This window comes from Planctomicrobium aquicomposti, from assembly GCF_051466325.1.
Classification (GTDB): domain Bacteria; phylum Planctomycetota; class Planctomycetia; order Planctomycetales; family Planctomycetaceae; genus Planctomicrobium.
Genome location: NZ_CP195792.1, coordinates 2,154,476 through 2,174,878, shown reverse-complemented (window position 1 = coordinate 2,174,878; position 20,403 = coordinate 2,154,476). Strand labels below are relative to the sequence as shown.

The following is a 20,403-nucleotide window of genomic DNA, read 5'->3' as shown; positions in this document are numbered from 1 at the left end:
TAAGAGAAAAGCCGCGCCGCTGTTCAGGACGGCGCGGCTCTCTGTCCGGCAGCAAGCAAGCCGGGACAGACATGGATAACGATTAGCTTCGGGTTTCCAGGGTGACCACCCAGCTTTGAGTCGGCCCGTTCTTGGGAGTCAGGACCGTTTTCCAGGAGCCCCGGCCATCGACTCGCGCCATCGCCCGGAACAGTATTTGGTTCGACTCAAACTTGCTGAACGGCGAGTAGTCGATGCGCATTTCCTGTCGCAAGCCGACAACGTACTGCGACAGGTCCGCGAACACGATATCTCCCTTCGTGCCGATCGCTGGCAACTTCTCAGTGAAGAGCACCGGTCGAGTCAGGATTTTGAAGCCATCCGGCCCCTCGGTCATGACCGGGATCGTGTCACCGCCGGTCCCCACCGTCTGAACGAGTGACAGCAGCGCGGGGATGGCTGACGAATTGGCAATCCAGACAGCCCGGGAGCGGCCCGCGTCGTGCATCCGGGAGAACATCTTTTTCAGGTTCTCGTAATTGATCGTGTTGGCGGCCTGTCCCACCTCTTTGCTGATAGTGATAGCCGCCGGATCATGAAGAATTCCCAGCGGCTGACCGACACCGGTCCCGTTCAGGAAGGCGTCATCCAGTTGCCAGCCCAGCGATGAACCGATCGCTGCGTTCAAAGGCTGCTGGAAGCCCGGAGCATCGGCAAGGAGTTCGTTCGTGGCTGTCAGCAAGAGCATCAAGCGATGAGCGGTGAGCGTCATCAATTCCATTGCCGCGTTGCTCTCCGCAACGGTCTGAGTTTCCATGCCCCAATAGCCCCGCAGCCCCCCGTACAAAACCCCGGTTGTGTGGTCCTGACCGTCCCAGCGTGGCGTTTCCAACTCTTTGGTGGTCATTGGCACAACCCGTGCCCGTGGCCGGACGATCTCATTTTCAAGACTGATGTCCATCAACTCAGCACTGAATTGCGTGGGAACAGCAAATCCGCCGTAGGGGTCCGAGTATTCCCCCTGCGATAGGCTGGCGAGCCTCTCGGAGTACCGGCCGGAGCCGACCTCCTTCAGAAACTGCTCCACCGAACAATAGCCGTGAGTGCTGAGGCTTTCTCTCGGGAACAGGTTGGAGGACCGGCGTGACGCAAGCGGGTCGTTCTGTAGGGTGTGAAGCATTGAATTTCCTTTTTGCGACGAAGTTGGTTCCCAGGGGCCGGATTCAGTCACGCGCCCCACAAGAAGTGGGCTCAGTTCTTCCAGTTCCTTAACAATCGTCCTGTGCTCTTCAGTGAGCTTGTCGTAAGCGGCACGGCTGGCGTCGGTGAACTTGCCGCCGTTCTCGGCAATCGCCTTCTGCTCAATGGCTTCCTGTTCCGCGTCAATCGCCCTTCGGCGATCATTCAGGTCACTCGCGCGGGCCCGGGCCCGCAGCTTTTCATTGACACTTGCTTGCGACATTTCAACTCCGTTAGTTGAGTTCACTTTTTGTGTTCAAGGGAAGATTCAATTCGGGATGTTCCGCCGCGACGCACTCCTTCAGGAAGCGGCTCATTTCTGCGTCCCGCTCCACCACCCCGGGCGCCGCAGGAAATCCAGCGGCCATCCAGTCGGCGATCAGCTGGCGCTCCCAGACAAGAATGAACCGGTCGGCAGCCACCAGCTCGAGCCCGGGGGGAATGAAACACCGTTTGACCGCATTCCAGAATTGTGACTCACTGAGCTTTAGCAGTTGCCGCAGCTCCGCGTCGGTGAGGTAGACCTCCCGAAACGCCATCGGCAGGCTAATTGTCGACTCACTGAAGATGGTTTGTTGTGGTTGCATATGCATATTTTACTCTCGGGAAGTGCCTACTGGGGAAATGGTTGTACTAGATCTGGTACGGGCGCGGGATTTAGCATTGGCGGGAGCGACCGTGATATTATTCTCCGGCCGCGCACCGCAGAGCCAGCAGTTGTGATAGCGTTTCACGCTGTCCCCGATCCGCCGGGTGCAGTAGACGACCAGGTGACCCTGCCCGCACGCTTCGCATTGATTTCCCGTCATGGACACCTCGTTGCCAGGGGGTAGTGGGCGACCTTCGAGCGATTTCCGTGGTAACCGCATGTGAAGTGTCGCGTGTTTTTGTCAGGGTTAGAGCAGGGGGGGGGCTCCTCCCCGGCCAGCGCGAAAAAAACCTTCAAAACTTGCCAAAACACACGCGCTGCTTCACATGCGGTTACCAGCGGTCGATCGGCGACCTTCCGACCCACCCCCTCCCCAGGGGCCCCAGGATCGCATCTGCCGCGTTGTGCTGGCTGGACGTGGGTTGAGTCGTCTGGATTCATTCATAGCACTGGGCGAAGGGCTCGTGGCATTGCAGGTCCACGTGCTCGGGACCGGTGTCAGAGTCCGGTAACGTCGGCAGCTTGAACACTCGCCGGCAGGAGTCGCAGACCACGTGGCGATCATCGATCGGTGTGAAGACTTCGCTGTAGCATGATGGACAAGCAATTTCGTAGTGCATCTTCGCTCCTTCCATTGGTCCGCCTCGCAGACCGTTAAAACACGGTACGGTACGGTCTACCCCTTTAGGGGGACCGTACAGACCGTTAAACGGTCCGATACGGTCCGACGGTACAGACCGTCAAACAGACCGTTAGACCGTTAAACTGAACCATTCGACTGACTCGTTGTTTTTGGCTGTGGTCGTCTCGGCAATCCGGATCTCTTCAGAGTCCAGGAGTTGCCGGATCAGCTTGTTCAGCCTGTCGTGTCCCATCCCTGTGGCTTCCCGGAGTTGCTTCCTGTTTCGCTTCTCGCCGGGTTTAAATGCCTTGATGAGGGTTTCGCGTCCCTGTCGGTCCTGCCGCTCCTGTCGCTCATCCCCTGACCCTTTGGGTTTCTTCAGGTCGAGCGGGTTCAGATGTTCCTGCGGCTGCCAGAGCGGGAAACACCACCGCAGCACCTGCGGTTCAACTGGCAGGAAGGAACGGACCACGGCTGCGAAGACTACACAGTCGTTCTCCTCGTGCTCTCTGAGGATCATGTGAACGTCTGCGGCACGGGATTGTGCACCGGCCCCGGCGCCAACATCGGTGACCCGCTTTCCGGACTGGTCGCCCTTGCTGGAATGATGCACCAGGAACCATGCGGCCCCCGTGCTCTCTCCGAACTGGCAGGCCAGGCAGTACGCTGCCGCCATCGATGCGTTGTCGTTCTCACCGCCAGCCGCTGGCATGGCCCGGTAGAGTGCATCCAGGATGACCGCCACGTATTTACCGTGGGGTACGCGGTCCACAAGTTTGGCACTGAGCGTCGGCAAGTCCACCATTTGGCCGCGAAGAGAGACAACGTCAACTTGTTCAGCCACGTCTTCAAAGCGGACTCCCATCGCCTCGGCAACAATACGGAGACGATGCCAGATCGTGGCTGGCTGCAGCTCGTAGTCAACAATCAGCACCCGTCCCCGCTTGACCCGTCGACCGAGCCACCTGTGCCCGGTCACGATGCTGAGAGCCAGGCAGTAGACGAACCATGTCTTTCCGACTTTGGAGGCGCTGACGATGTTGCAGATATCACCCAGGCGGGCGATCCCTTCGATGACCGGTTCCGCCTCGGTTGGATACATTGCCTGCATCTCAGCGAGGGTCCGGGGGACAATCGGGAGATTCCCCGCCTGACCGTCCGGTTGCCGCTGGAATCCATTGTTTGCGACGTGTATCATTGCTGTCGAACCTTCTCGATTGCCCGCGATTGGCCGCCACAGCCTCGCGGGCATATTTCATGCGCTCAGTAAGAGTTCCATCTCGCTTTGCAGCTCCAGCAGCCGCTCGCGTCGTTCGAAACAGTCGCGCAGCCGGTCGGCGTGAAACTCGCCGAATTCCGGACAGGTGCAGACCGAGAGACACCAGCGGGCCTCATCGAGTGCGGAACCCACCACGTTCCAAATGCCGATCCGCTCAGCCGCATTTGCAACAAGTGCCGCGTTCGCTCGCACAGCCCTCGAGATCTCCCCCGGGTCTCCAAATCGCGGCACGGGATGCAGGTGGCCGCGCTGTCCCAAAATGCTGACAGTGATGAACAACGCCCTCCGTCCCTCGTGGGCGAGCCAGGCTGGATCGACCGGAACGTCCCGACGCTGATGTAGGGTGCAGGCGACGATGTATCGCTCGGCTTGCTCGTCGGCTGGGAGATTCACGACTGCTGCCCCGGCTGCGCCAGGTAAGCATTCCAGTCCGATCCGCGGACATATGCGCGGCCATGTTTGTGAATCACATTCAACCCGTCACGGCGGGCGGCTCGGATCGCCCACCGCCCCAGTCCGACTCGCTTCATAAAGTCGGCAAGGAGGTATGTCTCGTCGTCTCGGATAACGGCAGAATCAGCAGTTGCAGAAGGCATTGTTGGCTCCAATCAGAAGACAGCGTGATTGCTGTCTAGTGGGCCAATCTTCTCAGGGTGAATATGATGCACGCGAGACATGAAATATGATGCGTTGCATCACAACGGCGGAATTTCTTCCAGCACTAGGGAGCTACCTAATTTTAATCGCACGTCCAGCACGTGAAGTTTGTTGTTAACGTTTCTCTTGACGTTGGCCCTGTGTGTAGAACGTTGATCAGCAGGATAATTTTTCAGGAGTTCTTCTGTTGTCGCCCCCTTTTCTCCCGCGTTAAAAGCCACCAGAAACATATGCAGCGCTGCTGATTCGCTTCCAAGATAAACGGTCGGCTTGAAACCAACTCGCCGCACTTCCCCTCGCGCGCGATCCACAGAGAGCCCGAGGTATCCAGGTTGATCCCCAGGGGTTGAGCGAGCCTGATTTTCAGTCTTCTGCGTCCCCTGACCATGCTTGCCCCGGATGGTGGCAACCAGAAGTTGAATCCAGCGAGAAGTCTCGTCTGCCTGTTCAGTGATATCGCCCAGGTCGTGACAGAGCTCTTCTCCAAAGAGATCGTACATGTTGACCGAGACTGAGGGGTTCTCGTATTTAGCTATTGAGATGTCGCTTTCCCGCCAATCCAGCCCTTCCAGGGCTGCGTCCTCCCATTTCCGCAGTCCTGAAATCAGAGTTTCTATACGCCGCACAAGTTGCTCTCGATCAGCGGAGTAACCTATTCTGTTCAGCTGATCCACGACGATCTGCAAGCGTGAAAATTCCCCATAGCTTCCGGTGTTTATGGCCTCGTAGGTGACACGAGAAATCGCAATGCTCGGGCGATCCCAATGGGTCCTTAGCCTTTCAGCGAGTCGCAGGTGTTCTGGTGAGTAACAGAAGTCAGCAAAATCTTTCAGCGCGGTAGCGATTGGCAGTAAGCCGTTTTCACTGAGCGACCAGACAGACATCTCCCGCCTCCCGAGGCGATCCCGAAAAAAAAGGCAGCGGCCAGCTGGTCGGGAAACCAGTTTTCCCCCCGTCGGGGTAGGCCGCGCCTACATGAGTGTTGCGCCAACTGTTGCAGTTATTTCTTCAATAAGGCGTCGGATGCCAGAATTGTATCATCCCCAACTGGCCTAAAATCCAGCATTCAAACACCCGTCAGCCCCTAGCCTAGCTCGTCTGCTGGACTCTTAATCAATTGGTCCAAGGTTCGAGTCCTTGCGGGGGCACTTTTTAAATCCTTGTTGAGCCGTGATTTACGGCTACCTGCTAGCGGCAGTGCAACACCGTTTCTACCACCCAACTACCACAATGGGTGAAAACGAAAGGTTGCAAATATGCCGAAATCCAAGGTTCCGGGTTATCTGCTTCACAAGCCTTCTGGACAGGCCCGAGTCCGAATTCAGGGCAAAGACCACTGGCTGGGGAAGCACGGCTCGCCAGAAAGCTACGAGCGGTATTCCCGGCTGATCCACGAGTGGCAGCAGGGTGCGTCAGGTGTCCCCAAGGATTTGACGATCCGACAGCTGACACTGATCTATCTACAGAGATGCAAACGGCATTACGTCAAAGCTGGCAAAGTCACCAGCGAGGTTGGGGCTGTCCGCATTGCCATCAAGCATCTGAACAAGTTGCACCGCAACCTGAAAGCAGCCGACTTCTCCCCCAAGCTTCTGCGGGGCGTCAGGCAGTCGATGATTGAGGCCGGCTACGTCCGTACATCAATCAATCGGCACATCGGCCGAATCCGGCGATTGTTCAAATGGGCTGCAGCGGAGGAACTGGTGCCCCTCAATACGTACTTGGGGCTCGGGACCCTGGACGGGCTGGAAGCGGGCAGAACCAACGCTCGTGAATCGACCCCAGTCACCCCAGTTCCAGAAGCCTGGATTGCGGCAGTCAAACCCCATGTGAGCCGCCCCGTATGGGGAATGATTCAGCTCCAACTGGCAACAGGTATGCGACCGGGCGAAGTCCGGATCATTGCGAGGCTGCGACCTGAACACCAGCGGAGAAATCTGGGAGTACGTCCCCAGCAGCCACAAGACAGAGCACCATGGAAAGCGGCGGATTGTGGCCATCGGACCAGCCGGACAAGCGATTCTCCGGGAGTTCCTGAAGCCGGATCTTCAGGCGTTTCTGTTTTCACCTGCCGACACCGAAGCTCGCCGCGGCGGAGAAACCTACTCGGAGTTCAGTTACGGGCGAGCGATTATTCGGGGCTGCGAACTCGCTTTTGGGATGCCCGAGGAACTGAGACATGTGACCGAGCACGTGAATAGCACGGAGAACCTCACCCCCGAATTCCGAGAATCATACCGACAAAAATTGAGGCAACAGGCGTCGGACTGGCGAGAAAAGAACTGCTGGTCCCCAAACCAGTTAAGACACAACTTCGCGACCCGTGCGAGACGCGAGTTTGGGATTGAAGCCGCTCGAGTCACGCTGGGGCATTCCAGCGCTGTGACTTCCGAAATTTATGCGGAGCGCGACCTGAGTGCCGCCAGAGCGGTTGTGGCCCGGATCGGGTGACTCTACGCTGACTGAGAGCCGGGATAGCCCGACGGGGTGAACGTTGCTTGCCTGAGCAGCTTCCCGGCTTCTCTTGTTCTGATTCTCAGGCTTTCGATTTCAGGCGATCATCATGGGGAAAAAACTCCGGACCACGGCCAACTCCGATATCCCTAAACCAGTAGATGTGCTCGGGCAAGGCCATATCGATAAGTCTCCACCAGCTGCATCCCGTCAACTTGCTCCGGGCAGACTTCAACACGCTTCGGAAGAGGATTTTCAAACGTTTGAACAGCTGTGGCATCAGCTGCCAGACCCATTCCCGCTCCTCCTCAATTTATCCGATTCTGGTGTCATTAGGCCCGACACTCTCCCGCTTGAGTTGCGAGATTACCAACGGGTCCCGGCTGAATGGACCCCGGCTGCAGTGGCTCAGTTTCTATCACTGCAGATCCAAGCAATTCATGTTTGGGACGTGGATAATCTCCCGCTGCAGCGTGAAAAGGCGGCAGCTGGCATGTACTGGAAGGAGATCCGCGGAGCATGCGCGGCAGTAATGATGCTCCAGGACTTTCAAGGGGCAATTCCTTCACTTGATGTGAGTTCAGTGAGCATGCTAGATGCACTGCATGAATTGCAGCGGCTACACACGGAAGTATCCCGGATGGGAGAACTTTCAAAAGATTCTGGGGCGGCTTTCATATCACCTGCACCACCCCCAGATGGACCGACTCCCCACGGAATCCGACTGGGAGGAGTGGATTACAGGCTGACTCCTCGAGCAAGAAAAGCGGCATTGAAATGCTGGTACTGCTCAAACCACTCGATCAGCTTGATTGATGCGTCTGACGACCATGCCCACGCCATAAAGGTCGAAACAGCGAAGAAGTGGCAGAGGGAATTCAACGAGGCGACTGCTGGCAGCGGATGGGAAATGACACTCGAAATGGAGCACATCACTATTCGCCGCCTAGGGGGACAAAAATAGGGACAGTCGCTGTCCCCGAATTGTCCCCTCGCGATTGCTCTAATCCGTGCATTACAAGCACACACTGAACGGAGCACGCAATGTCTACGCTCGCTAAAAAAACGAGACAGTCCCGAAACCGCGACTGCAACGCAATCACCGCTTCGGCAATTGACAACGGCCTGCGCCTCGTGGCTGTGAACGAACTCTGCTTAAGAGTTTTAGGTAAACGAGTTTCCCCGGCAACGCTTTGGCGGTGGATAAAAAAAGGTGTCCGAGGAGGGCACCTTGACGCTGTGCAGATCGCGGGACGGTGGTGCTGTTCCGTGCAAGCCTTTGCGGATTTCATAAACCGCCAGACCGCAGCCAATCTTTCAGGGGAGCCTGACAGCGAACGCAATTGCAGCGATTCCGACGACGCGCTGCGTGCCGCTGGGCTACTTTAAGAGCTAAGACGCCAACAGCCCGCGAATTGCGTTCGCAGGCTGTTGAGAAATCTACTTCCGCCGCTGGCACTCGGCGAAAATCAACTGGAGAGTTTTACAATGATATCCATGCGCGCATCTCGCCGTAAGCTCTGCAATTTAATGCGAGTACGACTTGTGAACGGCGAGGAGTATCTGTGTGACCAAATCGGGACTGCCCGTGATATCGGCGACAACATCCTCAGGCTCGAACTGGCTTCTCGCTCTCCTGAAGGTGCGAGAAGCGTATTGGTGAGCGCTCTTCACGTTATTTCAATGGTTCCTGTTCGAGCGGAGGCCTGAGTGTGGTCTCTGCCAAGAATAAATCGAAAGAAGTCGCGCGTGTCAAAATCGAAGAGGCCAAGCAGCGGATTCTTTCCGCCATTGACGTCCGGGAGGAATACCGGCGGATCGGTCTCCAGATTCCCGAAAACGCCTCTGTCCGAGAATCCGGCTGGCTGCAGGCGTACGCTCTCGGGCGGGTCGACAACAAGCCCTCCGCAGCCATCAACATTGACACCGGGTTTTACAAGGATTCCGGAGCGATCGGCCGGACCCTGTCCTTCTGGGATGCTCAGGTGCAGTTTGGGCCCTACCATGACTGGTACGACGCCCTCCAGCACTTCGCGGTCCTGACCGACGTCAAACTCCCCAAGAGGCCGGAGGACTCAACCCGGGATCAGGTCGAAATTGTCGGAGCGATCACCCCACTGAACTGCCGGGGATTCCTTCGCCGCTACCCCCTGTTCCGGTTCACCGACCTGCAGCGGGCAGGGGCGATGCTGGCCCGCTGGCCGAAGTATTCCGACGAGCCCTACTACGTCATCGCCATCCCGTTCTACGGACCGGGCCTGACGAACTCCGCTCACCGCGGGTACATGATCCAGCGGGCGGACGGGCAGGACCTGCGGGACAAGCGGGGCGAGCCCCAGAAGCGGATGTCTGTCGGAACGCCGTCCGGCCTGTCCAACTGGGAAGGTCTCAACCTCATTGCCAATGGCCAGGCCAAAGTGGTGATCAAGGTGGAGGGCTACAGTGACATGCTGGCAGCCATGTCTCTGCTGACGGAAGCGAAACGCCGGCACGTCGCCATCATTACCAATGCCTGCGGCGCCCACGAAACGACCCTCCCCCAGGAAGTCGCCAAGTGCTTCGCGGGCATCCATGTGATTGTCATCCACGACGCCGACACACCCGGGCAACAGGGGGCTGAGAAGTGGATTCACGCTGCGCAGGGGCACGCCAAGTCCGTCCAGAATGTCCAGCTCTACGACCAGATCGAGCCCAAGAAGGGAAAGGATCTGTACAACTGGATCAGCGAGGGGCACACGTGGGAGGATCTGGAGCGGCTGGTTGAGTCCACGCCACGTGAACGGGTTCACTCCGTGGGAGCAATCGGGCGCATTGCCCCGAACCATCCCGTTCCAGCCTCAGTGTCCCTAGCCGACCACGACAATCGTGCTCGAATTGAAGTCACTCCCAATGAGCATGTCGTTATCGAGCAGACTCTCGACGCGCTCGCGTCCGACGATTCCCTTTACAAGCGATCCGGCGAACTAGTTCATGTCATACGGGAAATCACCGACAACGAAGAACTGGGAATTTGCAGATCAGCAGGAACGCCCCGAATCAAAACGATCTCAGCAGGCTATCTTCGGGAGCGGCTCGCGTCTAAATGTTATTTTTATCGGGACAACGAAGAAGGAATGGACCAATGCCCTCCGCCTGCATTCGCTGTGAGCTCCATCCATACGAGAGGTTTTTGGAATCAGCTCAGGCCGCTCTCGGGAATCACCGAGACACCAATCCTTCGGCCTGACGGTTCAATTCTGAATGTCCCAGGCTGGGATCCTTCCACGTCGCTTTTGTTCGAGCCAGATGGGGAAGTTCCCTATGTCGATGATTCCCCAACTCAGCGTGATGCACTTGCAGCGCGCGACCTGCTGTTAGATGTCGTGACTGACTTTCCGTTTGCGAAGCCCGAGCACCGTTCAGCCTGGCTGGCGGGGCTATTGACTGTGCTCGCAAGGAGAGCGTTCAACGGACCATCGCCTATGTTTCTGGTCGACGCCAATGTGCGAGGCAGTGGAAAGAGCCTGCTTACTGATGCGATCTCGGTTATCGTTACTGGCCGTCCGATGCCTCGTTTCAGTAATCCGGATTCAGATGATGAGGCACGCAAGCGGATCCTGGCGATTGCCATTGCTGGAGATCCCACTGTTCTAATTGACAACATCGGAACCACTTTAGGGTCCGCCTCGCTGGACGCAGCCCTGACCTCCACCAGCTGGAAGGATAGGCGGCTGGGTGCCAATGAGATCGTCGAGGCCCCTCTCCGTGCGGTGTGGTTTGCAACTGGTAACAACGTCGTTCTTTTAGCCGATACGTCTCGACGGATCTGCCATATTCGACTTGACTCGTCACTTGAGAATCCTGAAGAGCGACGTGGCTTCAAGCACGTCAAACTACTCAGACATATTCGCGAGCATCGCTCCCACTTGCTAGCCGCCAGCTTGACCATCCTTAGAGCTTTTATGGTCGCCGGCAAACCTGACTACAAGCTCCCCCCGTGGGGCTCATTTGAGGAATGGTCTGAACTGATCAGAAACACATTAGTTTGGATTGGCCTCCCCGACCCCGGGAGCACACGCCAAGAGCTCGCCAAATCATCCGATCGAGACGCAGCGGCGCTCAGGGATCTGTTTGCCGGATGGTCCGAGGTTGATCCGGATAACGAAGGACTCACCTCAGCGGCATTGGTCAAACTCCTCGACACAAATACGGAAAGATTCGAACTCGTCCGATCTGCACTGCTTGAACTTTGCGGACTCGCAGTCCTGACTCCAAAGGACAGTCGGAGAGTGGGGAACCAGTTGCGCCGATTCAAAGGCCGCGTAATTGGAGGGAAGTGCCTGGAATCATCCAGCGACCGCACAAACGTCAACCGGTGGCGGATCGCCTCTGCAGGGTCTGCAGGGTCTGCAGGATCTGCAGGATCTGCAGGGTCTGTTCTCCATCATCCAGCGCGTGAGTCAGACGATATTCACTACAAAAATGAACTAAGCACCCAGTGGGAAACAGACCCTGCATACCATGCACATCCTGCATTTGACAATATCTTCGCGATCTTCGCGATCTTCGCGATGGAGGGTAGGTAAAGGAGTTCTGCCAAGCTGGCCCATCCAGATTTATCTGTATCAGGTTACCACTCGTGCAATGAGTGGTGCCAAATCTGTTCCGGGCAACTTAACGTCAGAATAAGTCCAGCTTTCGAACAACCGTGTCCCAAATGCGGTAAAGGCATATAGCGATGACCCTCACCCCCACCGAGCGCCAGCGCCGTCGCCGCCATGCCGCCCGCCAATCAGCGAGGCGAGAGCAAATCCGGGCAATTGCGAAGGTCGCGACGGCGATCCGCGCAGGAAACACGTCCGAAGCCATTCTGCTGGCCGTCAGGCGATCGCTAAAGCCGGAGGCGGGAGGCGAGGGCGATGGGGCAGAAAACGTCGCAGCGGGGCTGCTGGGCGTTGTGGCGAGCGTTTCTGATTTAGCCAGTCATCCTGGGACGCCACCGGCTGTGAGACTGAGTTTTGTTGAGACGCTTTTGCATGTTGCTGCGGTCGCAGAGCTAAGGGCTGCTGGCAGAGAGGAGCCACAAGGAGTGCGGCTTGACTCTGTAACACTCCAGGAGTTGCTGTCGACGAATCGGCCGAGAATCATCGCTGAACTGCGCCGGTTGCTTTGCGAAGGGATAATTAACGCCGATGACATTGACCCGGCCCCGGCCAGTCATCCGGCACAACGATAATTATAAGTAATTACCATGAAAGGCAATGTGTCTAGAGCCTGTTATGAACTTGTCTGCATGAGGAAGTGAGCGTGCTTGAGCAGGAGGGCGACCATCGCGACCCAGTGCCAGCCGGCGAGGACTTCCGCCAGGCGTTCGTAGTCTCTCGCCAGTCGCCGGGAGCGTCCCAGCCAGGGGAACGTTCGTTCCACCACCCAGCGCCGGGGGAGCAGGACAAAGCCTCGTCTGGCCCTGGCATGTTTCACCACCCGCAGTTGAATCCCTTGTTCCGCCGCAGCGTCTTCTGCGGTTTCACCCGTGTCCCCTTGATCGACATACGCCACTTCCACGGTCTCTCCGGTCACCGCTGGCACTGCTTCGCACAGCGCAGCGACCTGCGCCCGCTCCTGCTCATTGGCAGGCGTGACTTTCACCGCCAGCAAATGGCCCAGCGTGTCGATGGCAATGTGAATCTTCGAGCCTTTCCGGCGCTTGTGGCCATCGTATCCTGCCCGCTTTCCGTTCACCGGCGTCGACTGCAGCACGCGACCGTCCAGAATGATTCCGCTGGGGTCTTCCTCGCGCCCTTCGACCACGCGGGCGATCGCTCGCAGGTCATGTGCGATGTCCTCGAAGACACCGGCCTGCAGCCAGCGACGCGGCTGCTGATCAACCACCGGCCAGGGAGGAAATTCATGCGGCATGAATCTCCACTGCGCTCCCGTTCTCACCAGCCAGCGCATGGCGTTGAAGACCAACCGCAGCGAATGGACTCGTTGTGGGGAGTCTGCACGTCCCAATGCCAGATACGGGGCGAGAAACGCCCATTCTTCGTCCGTGACATCAAACGGGTAGGCCGTCCGTGGCTTGATCATTCACGCAAACTACCGCAACGGCAACACTTGAGTACATAACAGGCTCTAGACCCAGTTGCAAAACTTTGTGAGTGTTAAACGGATTGGCAGGCAAGTTGCATTCCGGAGGGAGTGAAAGGAGACACTCGCATGCTGATTACCCTGTCCATGTGGCCGGCAAAACGTCGGCCACATGGACAGGGGTCAGGACGGCCCCGCCCCCGTTTATTTCGGATTCCCAATGGGGTCTGATCCACGATCTGTTCGCCAATCCCGACCCTTCGCCAGCGGGCGGCCGCCCCAGAACCGATCCCGGGCCTGCCTGGAAGGGGTCCGGTGGATCCGCACCTCCGGCGCCCAATGGAAACTCTTACCAGACTGGTATCCCCGTCCTGCAACGTGCTGGCGGCGACTGAAGGACTGGACAGAGTCCGGCGTGCTGCTGCAGGCCTGGGAGCGACTGTTCCTGCAACTTGACCGGCGGCAGCTGATCAAATGGGACCAGGCGATGGCCGATGCCAAGTTTTCGCCTGCAAAAAAGAGGTGAAGACGTCGGCAACATCAAGCGGGGCAAGGGATCGAAGATTGAACTGTTCGTGGACGGTCGTGGCCTGCCCCTGTCCACCTTCGTCACGTTTGCCAGTCATGAGGAAGTGAACACGATCGAGACGCTGCTTGATGGTGCGAGTTCTCGACAAGCGCCCCCAGCGGCTGCTCTACGACAATGCTGCCGACGCTGACTGGCTGCGGAGTTCGCTCGGGCAGCGTGGCATCGAGCTAATCTGCACGCACCGCAAAGGCCGCAGAAGACGGAAGACGCAGGACGGCCGCAAGCTGCGGCGGTACCGTCCCCGCTGGATCGTGGAACGCACCATCAGCAGGCTGCAGTACTGCCGTCGGCTGATGGTCCGACATGAGTACTACACCCACTTGTTCAAAGGTTGCGTCCACCTGGCCTGCCTAATGATCCCCTTCAAGCAGTTTTGAAACTGGCTTGCCCTGTTGAAAGGACCTTGGTTGCTGCATTTGTCCTAACGCCGAAGGGCGTAGGCCAGCACCCGCAGACCCGCTTCGACGAACAGGCTGCGCTCCCGCCTTGCCGTGAATGTTGATCTCGTTGTCCGTTTCAGACCGCTCAGGAACGATTCCACCAACCAACGCCGGCCGTAACCTTTTTCCTTCAGCGTCTGAGGTGTCATTCGCGAGCGATACTTCCCACGCACGCTCCCATCCGCGCAATGCACCCCCGCCTTGATGACACTCTCCACTTGCCAGTCCTCCCGGCAGAATCGATGGATCCATTCGGCATCATAGCCCGCATCGGCAAACACTCTTAGCGGCTGGGAACTCGTCGCTGCCTTGGCCAGGACATTAGCGGTCTCGGCTTTGTCATGGCACGGTCCCCAGCTCACTGCCAGTCCACTGGGGATCAGCGATCCGGCCAGCACGCAAACCGAGAGTTTCACGTATTTGGACCGCTTTCTTCCGCTGCGGGACTGGTAGTGGGCACTCGCCGCAGTCGTCTCCCTCCCGGTCGAGTCGATGGCGGCTTCCTCAGCGTCCAGGGCAAACTTCTGCACCAGTTCGTGCAACATCACATCCACGATGTCGAGTACGTTGGAGCGATCAGCAATCTTCTTGAGCGTGGAATAATGCGGCAGCGTCTTCAGCCCGATTCGCTGCTGAAAAGTTCAGCGACTTCCAGGAACTCGATCACACCCCGGTAGGTCGTCTTCAGGTACGCCCGCAGGATCAGGCAGGTGAGGAGTTGCTCCTGCGTGAACTTGTGAGGACTCTTGAGGTGCGAATACGAAGCCACGTACTGGCGTCCGATCCTCATCGACAGGGGCGCGACTTCCAGCAGAATGTGCGTCCGTGATGTCGGGCTCATGCCATGCGTTGTAGCGCAGCGAATCGCCGACTCAAGAGATGTTTTCAACAGGGCAAAGCTACCTCATCGAAAAATTGATAAGACCGTTTGGTCGCATGGCCCCCGAAGGCGGGCTGTTCGACGCAATTGAGCGGCTATAAAACCTCTTTGTAGAATTTCCGTGTTAAACCTGATACAACTTGGATCCTCGCAAAAATGACTCGCCTACCGTGACTGGTACACACCGGGCTCCAGGTGCGTCAGTCATTTGCCAGGTTTCCCTAGGGCTGGCTTTGCCACACATTACTCACGTGGTTCGTTCAGGAGGGCGATTTAATGCTGATTCCGTCATGGGGGGGAGTTCGTGGCGAGGCGCATGCAAGGATGGTGTTACTCGACGAACCGACGCAGGCGAAGGAAGTTACAGGCTGCGAACCAGCTGGAGTGTCTCGAATCGCGAGTGCTACTCACGGACACTTACGCGTTAGGTGACTTCAATGGTGATGGTCGCCAGGACGTCGCCACGAGATCGGGAACTCCTGAAACTTGGAAAGTCGAATTGTCCCAAGGCGCAGCACTCTCATCGTTCCAGAACTGGGGCAGCACGAGTACCACCAATAATTCCGGATTCGTCCTCTCAGGGGACTTTAATGGCGATGGACGCGATGACCTAGTCGTCCCGGACCTCGCGGCAAATATCTGGACCGTTTCACGGTCGACCGGAACTTCATTCGCAACGGTTTCTTACCCGGTTTCGTCAACAGGATCCCTTCAGACATTGGGCTGGCTGCAGGCACGAGTCGGCGATTTCAATGGCGATGGCCGTAGCGATGTGGTTGCCTGGGAGTCCTCCACAAAGAAGTGGCACGTCTTCATTTCCACTGGAACTTCATTCCAGGCAAGTGCGTGGGCGACATGGACATTCGACCTTGGTGCCCAAAACATCGCCGTGGGAGACTTCAACGGCGATGGCAGAGATGACGTCGCGGCGCGCACGGGGACTGGGGATTGGCGCGTGGCGATATCGACAGGGAACCGATTCGAGACGCGCAACTATGGCAACTGGCTGGGAGGATCGGCCGCTTCGAACTTGCTCACCGGCGACTTCAATGGCGACGGGCGGGATGATCTGGCAGCCTATGTTTCCACACAATGGCACATCAGCTTCTCGTCTGGCGAATCTTTCAGCACTAGTACCAGTACGGTTGCAGGGACCAATGTTGGCAGTTCCGCTGTGGCTTTCGACATCAACCACGATGGCAAAGCCGATCTCGTTCAGCAGGTGACTGGTGGAGACAAGGTCGCCTTTTGGACCACAGGCAGCACATGGACAACGTCGACCTTGCGCTCCTCGAGTGTTTCCAGTATTGGGTGGCTTACCCCGCTGACGTCGGCATTGACCCCGTCGGTCAAGTTGATCGATTACGACCATCGCTGGCGGGAGGTGATGTCGGCATACGATTTAGTGCGGAATACGATCGGTTTTACACCATCTTACGGTTGGATGCGCGGGATCGATGCTGTGGCGAGCACGAAGGTGGGAAACGCGTGGGATCAGCAGAATTATTTCAACTCCTTGATCACCAGCGTGGTGGAGACACGCTTCGTGAGTAGCACTGTCAGATTCTACAATTCAACCCAAATTGCCCAGCTGAATAATTGGCTGGGGACAGAATCGCTCAGCGCCAGCATTGCTGTTCTTTCTCGGGCGGGGCTGAACCCTCAGGAGGAGAAGGTCGGAGACGTCACCACCGGGGTAAAATTTGCACATGCATGGCTCGTCGCCTACATGCCCGGGCCTACTGGCCAGATCTGGCAGCCTCTGGATCCCTCCTTCAAATCCTACACGACATCGCTGGAAGACATTGCTCCCAACACCGATGACGATGTCGTCACAACTTTTGACGAAGATTTTTTTGGCACATTTCAACAGAACCTCTCCTTCTCAGCCGACTTTGCCAGCTATGCCGGAACGAAAACGCTTCCTGGATCATTAACGGTCACCAGCGGCAGCACGGAACCGATTACGGGGTCTCCCGCGTACGCCAAAGTCTGGAGAAACTCTTCGTTGCTCTTCAATGAAGCTCAAGGAGTAAACGGACACGTTGTAGCAGATATTGGTGTACCAGGTAACATCGACTTCAGCATGCTTTTTCGCCTCAACGGTTCAACCAGTTACGAACTGCGAGTTCAAGACACCAAGCTGAGATGGTTCCGCCATGGCGTCGATACGGGCTCAAGTGGACAGGAGTTGATCGCTTCATCCAATTCGACCACGAATACTACACTTCAGTCCAATCCAAATCCTGCCGCCAGTCGGGTGCTGCTGGAAGCTCGAATTTCTGGAGACACGCTGTATTGGAAAATCACTCCCCAGGGGGAGGCCCCCAAAGAGCTGACTCTGTCACTTCGAGATGCGACGCCAGCCCATCCGACGACAGGAATCAAGATTATCGAGCAGAACCGCGGGTACTTCGGGATTAGGACCTACGGCAGCACATACATCAGCCTTTACCATCTTGACATTGATCTCGACCAGATCGACACCCGGATTTTCGATGCCATCGGGAACACGTCCACGTCACCCAATCTCGGCAACCACATGCGTCCGCAGCGGTCGATCCTCGGAACAACCTCTGCTGCCTTTCCTGCTTTGCCCTACGCAGTGGTCAGCGCCGTGTATAGCACAAGCTGGGCTGATGCTGAAGTTCACCGAGTCCGCCTGACGCTAAAGAACGGGGGCACCACATTCACTCCCGTCATTCTCCGGCTTCCAGAAGTCAACCGCCAGAATATCTATTTCCTCAGCAATCCCAGCGCATCTTCAAAGGTAGTCCTGTATGTCGGCTCGAACACCACCAATTTTGCGACCAATGGGCAAGCGGCAACCTTGACAGCTGAGACACTGCTCGGTGGAAGCACCATTCAAACAGATGAGCTATATGTCCCCGCAAACGGCATCGCGACGGTTGCGATCGCAGGGTCTCAATATTCCGCACAAGACGTGCAGAACTATCGGACACTTCTTAATAATGTTCAATTTGTCTCGAGCCCGAATACGAGCGAAAAAGAAGCCATTGTCATTGCGGCCCAGCAACTAGCAGCTGCCGACTACGCTCACCGGTCAGCACGCGATTTACGATTGCTCGCATTGTCGACTGGAGCAATTTGGGTTGAGAAATTTGCCACCATTGGGCTGGTGACTTCCGAGCGGAACGTCAGCACCTCAACTGACCGCCAGTTCTACTACGCTCCCACCAAGCTGCGAATGGATCAACCTCAGCAGAGCTATATTCCAGTCCCCATTGACGGATCTTCGGCTGACGCGACGCAGAGTGCTCAACAGGAGCGCAGCCAAGCGGCCATGTTCCTGTTGTCTCAGCTGGAAGGACTCACCCTGGGGGCTATTACTGGCACTCACACGCTGACCGCCGCGGACGGCTTTCGCAACGCTGTCTCCACTGGCGACACAATTTTGCGTCTGCAGCGGACTTCCACCGGAACGTACGTCGATCTCGGCACATCCACCGTTTATGCCAACGCGACGGCCTTGCGGGCGACACTGGACCACTCGACTGCGGCGGAAGACGTCATTCTTGCGGAGTTGGATTCCGTTGCGGGGCCGATCAGCCGTGTAGTGACTGTTCCCCTGCGGCGGGTTCGCATGGAAGTCGGAATGGGTTCGGTCTTCTTTGTGCAGGACCACAACTTCAGTTATCCCGTGTTCGAATCGCTAGTTTATTCCGAAGCGGACAATCAGCTCTACCGTGGCGGAGTGGCTCAGGATACTCCGACCGCCGACATTCCCACCAAGGCAGTTGATTTCGCAGCGGACCTGTTCAGTGGCATTTTGCGTCGTACTGACACTGATGTGGTCTTGCCGTCTATCGGTCCGCGTGTGGCTGTCGAGCGCACCTACATTTCCCGAAAGAGTACCGCCCCGACAGACGACTACGGTTTCGGGATCAACGTTGCACACTCTTACAGTGACACATTGGAAATCAGCGGCAATAACCTGACTTGGATGACAAACCAAGGAGCCCGGTATCAGTTCCTCAAGCTGACATCCACGACGTTTGCTGTCCCGGATGTATTGCTCGGTACAACACTGACGCTCAGCGGCAGTGTTTACACCTTGACTGATCAGCACGGGCTCACCCGCACGTTCACAACATCCGGATCGAGCCGTGCCTATCTCACGAAGCTGCAGGACCGCAACGGCAATGTCTTATCCATCAACCGCAGCAGCGGCAAAATCCAGACTGTTCAAGACACCACAAACGTCGGCAGTCCCCTCACGTTACTCACTTACACCTACACCGGCAACCAGATCACATCGGTTACCGACAACGCGTCCCGAACCTGGACCTACACCTATCAGGATGCCGGGTCCGGTAATAAGCGTCTGATCGGAGTCGCAGGCCCGGGAGCCGGCACTGCCCAAGCGATCACGACCTACGCCTATTTCCCTTCAGGGAACGAGCTGCAGGGGCTTCTCAGCAGTGTGACAGCTCCTGGTGGGAGTAGTTCCATTCCGGGACTCGGCCAGACAGCTTATAATTATTACCGCAACGGACGTCTGCTCAGCGAGACCAGACCGGACGGGGGAGTGCTGGGTTACTCCTACGACATCTACAATCACACAACAACTGTCGTAGACCAAGTCGGCTCATCGACCGTGACGGAGTTCTCTCCCAGCGGTCTGATGCGACGACAAATTCTGCCTGATGGCACCAGCGTGGCCTATGAATGGGACTTGCAGATCCGGCAGCAGACAAAAGTCACAGACAGCAGAGGACGCATCACGCGTTCAAGCTACAATGTCAACACAGGCACACTGATGTCACAGACGAGTCCCGACGGACTGACGACATCGTATGAATATGAGGTAGTTTCACAACCCTTTGATGATGGTGTACAGGCAGGCTAAGTGAACGAAGCCTTCGAACAGTTCGGCGTAGTATTCCCAGCGAGTGATCAATCGGCGGCAGTTCTGCAGCCAACTGAAAGTGCGCTCAATTCGGTATCGGCGTTCGTATCGCCGCAATGCTCGACCGTCCTGCAGTCGAGGCTTGGTTCGTTTGTCTCGGTGCGGGCAGATCAGTTCGATGCCACGGGACAGAAGATGTTCCCTCAACCAGTCGGCATCGGCAGCTTTATCGTACAGCAGGCGACGCGGCTTGCCGTGTGGAGGGCATTGATCAATCAATGTTTGGATCGTGGTCACCTCGCTGTAATTGGCAGAGGTGGTATATGCCGAGAGTGGAATGCCTCGTCCATCAGTCAGGAGGAGGATGCGGGTTCCGTTGCCACGATGACAACGTCCCACGTCGTCACCCCTTTTTTTGCCCGTGAAAACGAGCCATCACCGATCGCTTCTTCCCAGTCGATGCCACGTCGCTGTAGCAGCTTGCTGAGCAATCGATCCCAGGCTGCACGAAAGACCCCGTTTCGAGTCCAGTCACGATGGCGTCGCCAACAGGTGACTGGTGAGGGGTATCGTTCTGGTAAATCTTTCCAACGGGCCCCTGTAATCAGTACCCACAGAACGCCTTCCAAGCACTCACGAGAAGATCGCCAAGGGCGTCCTCCACGCGGTCCCACCG

18 protein-coding genes and 1 pseudogene are annotated in these 20,403 nt (G+C 57.1%); 8 read left to right on the top strand and 11 right to left on the bottom strand.

All coding sequences use genetic code 11. The features are described 5' to 3' along the window. Positions 1-82 precede the first annotated feature (82 nt). From SH664x_RS08355 to SH664x_RS08330, 6 genes are all read right to left on the bottom strand, one after another. Complete coding sequence (locus SH664x_RS08355; RefSeq protein ID WP_437206628.1) at positions 83-1,441, bottom strand: phage major capsid protein; 1,359 nt, start codon at positions 1,439-1,441, stop codon at positions 83-85. A gap of 10 nt (positions 1,442-1,451) precedes the next feature. Then, positions 1,452-1,805 carry a hypothetical protein gene (locus tag SH664x_RS08350; RefSeq protein ID WP_437206627.1) on the bottom strand — a complete coding sequence of 118 codons (354 nt, stop codon included), beginning with the start codon at positions 1,803-1,805 and terminating at the stop codon, positions 1,452-1,454. A gap of 499 nt (positions 1,806-2,304) precedes the next feature. Continuing rightward, positions 2,305-2,487: a hypothetical protein gene (locus SH664x_RS08345; protein ID WP_437206626.1), complete on the bottom strand. Its 183-nt coding sequence runs from the start codon at positions 2,485-2,487 to the stop codon at positions 2,305-2,307. 132 nt (positions 2,488-2,619) lie between these two features. Beyond that, complete coding sequence (locus SH664x_RS08340) at positions 2,620-3,687, bottom strand: AAA family ATPase (RefSeq protein WP_437206624.1); 1,068 nt, start codon at positions 3,685-3,687, stop codon at positions 2,620-2,622. A gap of 57 nt (positions 3,688-3,744) precedes the next feature. Continuing rightward, the gene (locus tag SH664x_RS08335; RefSeq protein ID WP_437206622.1) at positions 3,745-3,903 is read right to left on the bottom strand and encodes a hypothetical protein; all 159 of its coding nucleotides are present in this window, start codon (positions 3,901-3,903) and stop codon (positions 3,745-3,747) included. Positions 3,904-4,463: 560 nt separating this feature from the next. Continuing rightward, positions 4,464-5,309 carry a hypothetical protein gene (locus tag SH664x_RS08330; protein ID WP_437206621.1) on the bottom strand — a complete coding sequence of 282 codons (846 nt, stop codon included), beginning with the start codon at positions 5,307-5,309 and terminating at the stop codon, positions 4,464-4,466. A gap of 1,018 nt (positions 5,310-6,327) precedes the next feature. Here SH664x_RS08330 and SH664x_RS08325 point away from each other — a divergent pair. The 4 genes from SH664x_RS08325 (at position 6,328) to SH664x_RS08310 (ending at position 11,444) form a co-directional block, all read left to right on the top strand. Continuing rightward, the gene (locus SH664x_RS08325) at positions 6,328-6,876 is read left to right on the top strand and encodes a hypothetical protein (RefSeq protein ID WP_437206619.1); all 549 of its coding nucleotides are present in this window, start codon (positions 6,328-6,330) and stop codon (positions 6,874-6,876) included. 112 nt (positions 6,877-6,988) lie between these two features. After that, positions 6,989-7,843, top strand: a complete 855-nt coding sequence (locus tag SH664x_RS08320; protein ID WP_437206617.1) for a hypothetical protein — start codon at positions 6,989-6,991, stop codon at positions 7,841-7,843. 80 nt (positions 7,844-7,923) lie between these two features. Then, complete coding sequence (locus SH664x_RS08315) at positions 7,924-8,268, top strand: DUF1580 domain-containing protein (RefSeq protein WP_437206615.1); 345 nt, start codon at positions 7,924-7,926, stop codon at positions 8,266-8,268. Between the two features lie 323 nt (positions 8,269-8,591). Next, positions 8,592-11,444: a hypothetical protein gene (locus SH664x_RS08310; RefSeq protein WP_437206614.1), complete on the top strand. Its 2,853-nt coding sequence runs from the start codon at positions 8,592-8,594 to the stop codon at positions 11,442-11,444. A 691-nt stretch (positions 11,445-12,135) separates the two neighbouring features. Here the strand turns inward: SH664x_RS08310 and SH664x_RS08305 are convergent. Then, positions 12,136-12,948, bottom strand: a complete 813-nt coding sequence (locus SH664x_RS08305; RefSeq protein WP_437206612.1) for an IS5 family transposase — start codon at positions 12,946-12,948, stop codon at positions 12,136-12,138. A 172-nt stretch (positions 12,949-13,120) separates the two neighbouring features. Between SH664x_RS08305 and SH664x_RS08300 the strand changes: the two genes are divergently transcribed. Beyond that, positions 13,121-13,474, top strand: coding sequence for a transposase (locus SH664x_RS08300; RefSeq protein ID WP_437206610.1), 354 nt, complete (start codon positions 13,121-13,123; stop codon positions 13,472-13,474). 131 nt (positions 13,475-13,605) lie between these two features. After that, positions 13,606-13,914 carry a transposase gene (locus SH664x_RS08295; RefSeq protein WP_437206608.1) on the top strand — a complete coding sequence of 103 codons (309 nt, stop codon included), beginning with the start codon at positions 13,606-13,608 and terminating at the stop codon, positions 13,912-13,914. A 44-nt stretch (positions 13,915-13,958) separates the two neighbouring features. Here SH664x_RS08295 and SH664x_RS08290 read toward each other — a convergent pair whose 3' ends face one another. Continuing rightward, on the bottom strand, positions 13,959-14,522 hold the full coding sequence (locus SH664x_RS08290) for a transposase (RefSeq protein ID WP_437206606.1): 564 nt from the start codon (positions 14,520-14,522) through the stop codon (positions 13,959-13,961). Positions 14,523-14,593: 71 nt separating this feature from the next. After that, positions 14,594-14,818, bottom strand: coding sequence for a hypothetical protein (locus SH664x_RS08285; protein WP_437206605.1), 225 nt, complete (start codon positions 14,816-14,818; stop codon positions 14,594-14,596). Between the two features lie 355 nt (positions 14,819-15,173). Between SH664x_RS08285 and SH664x_RS08280 the strand changes: the two are divergent. Then, positions 15,174-15,464 (top strand): annotated as a pseudogene (locus SH664x_RS08280) (FG-GAP repeat domain-containing protein); the annotation flags it as partial. A gap of 111 nt (positions 15,465-15,575) precedes the next feature. After that, the gene (locus SH664x_RS08275) at positions 15,576-19,727 is read left to right on the top strand and encodes an FG-GAP-like repeat-containing protein (RefSeq protein WP_437207197.1); all 4,152 of its coding nucleotides are present in this window, start codon (positions 15,576-15,578) and stop codon (positions 19,725-19,727) included. On the opposite strand, the gene SH664x_RS08270 is transcribed toward SH664x_RS08275, so the two are convergent. Together SH664x_RS08270 and SH664x_RS08265 are read right to left on the bottom strand one after the other, a co-directional pair. Continuing rightward, a complete protein-coding gene (locus tag SH664x_RS08270; protein ID WP_437202032.1) occupies positions 19,692-20,126 on the bottom strand; it encodes an IS5 family transposase in 435 nt (144 codons plus the stop codon). The two genes, SH664x_RS08275 and SH664x_RS08270, sit on opposite strands and share 36 nt — an antisense overlap. After that, on the bottom strand, positions 20,081-20,401 hold the full coding sequence (locus SH664x_RS08265) for a transposase (RefSeq protein WP_437203707.1): 321 nt from the start codon (positions 20,399-20,401) through the stop codon (positions 20,081-20,083). The genes SH664x_RS08270 and SH664x_RS08265 overlap by 46 nt, the downstream gene beginning before the upstream one ends. Between the last annotated feature and the right edge of the window lie 2 nt (positions 20,402-20,403).

What these genes read in the sequence shown, in the direction of transcription:
- SH664x_RS08295 (WP_437206608.1), top strand. Translation starts at nt 13,606, where the DNA reads ATGGTGCGAGTTCTCGACAAGCGCCCCCAGCGGCTGCTCTACGACAAT.
- SH664x_RS08350 (WP_437206627.1), bottom strand. Translation starts at nt 1,805, where the DNA reads ATGCAACCACAACAAACCATCTTCAGTGAGTCGACAATTAGCCTGCCG.
- SH664x_RS08300 (WP_437206610.1), top strand. Translation starts at nt 13,121, where the DNA reads ATGGACAGGGGTCAGGACGGCCCCGCCCCCGTTTATTTCGGATTCCCA.
- SH664x_RS08355 (WP_437206628.1), bottom strand. Translation starts at nt 1,441, where the DNA reads ATGTCGCAAGCAAGTGTCAATGAAAAGCTGCGGGCCCGGGCCCGCGCG.
- SH664x_RS08305 (WP_437206612.1), bottom strand. Translation starts at nt 12,948, where the DNA reads ATGATCAAGCCACGGACGGCCTACCCGTTTGATGTCACGGACGAAGAA.
- SH664x_RS08345 (WP_437206626.1), bottom strand. Translation starts at nt 2,487, where the DNA reads ATGCACTACGAAATTGCTTGTCCATCATGCTACAGCGAAGTCTTCACA.
- SH664x_RS08315 (WP_437206615.1), top strand. Translation starts at nt 7,924, where the DNA reads ATGTCTACGCTCGCTAAAAAAACGAGACAGTCCCGAAACCGCGACTGC.
- SH664x_RS08290 (WP_437206606.1), bottom strand. Translation starts at nt 14,522, where the DNA reads ATGTTGCACGAACTGGTGCAGAAGTTTGCCCTGGACGCTGAGGAAGCC.
- SH664x_RS08285 (WP_437206605.1), bottom strand. Translation starts at nt 14,818, where the DNA reads ATGAGCCCGACATCACGGACGCACATTCTGCTGGAAGTCGCGCCCCTG.
- SH664x_RS08320 (WP_437206617.1), top strand. Translation starts at nt 6,989, where the DNA reads ATGGGGAAAAAACTCCGGACCACGGCCAACTCCGATATCCCTAAACCA.
- SH664x_RS08340 (WP_437206624.1), bottom strand. Translation starts at nt 3,687, where the DNA reads ATGATACACGTCGCAAACAATGGATTCCAGCGGCAACCGGACGGTCAG.
- SH664x_RS08330 (WP_437206621.1), bottom strand. Translation starts at nt 5,309, where the DNA reads ATGTCTGTCTGGTCGCTCAGTGAAAACGGCTTACTGCCAATCGCTACC.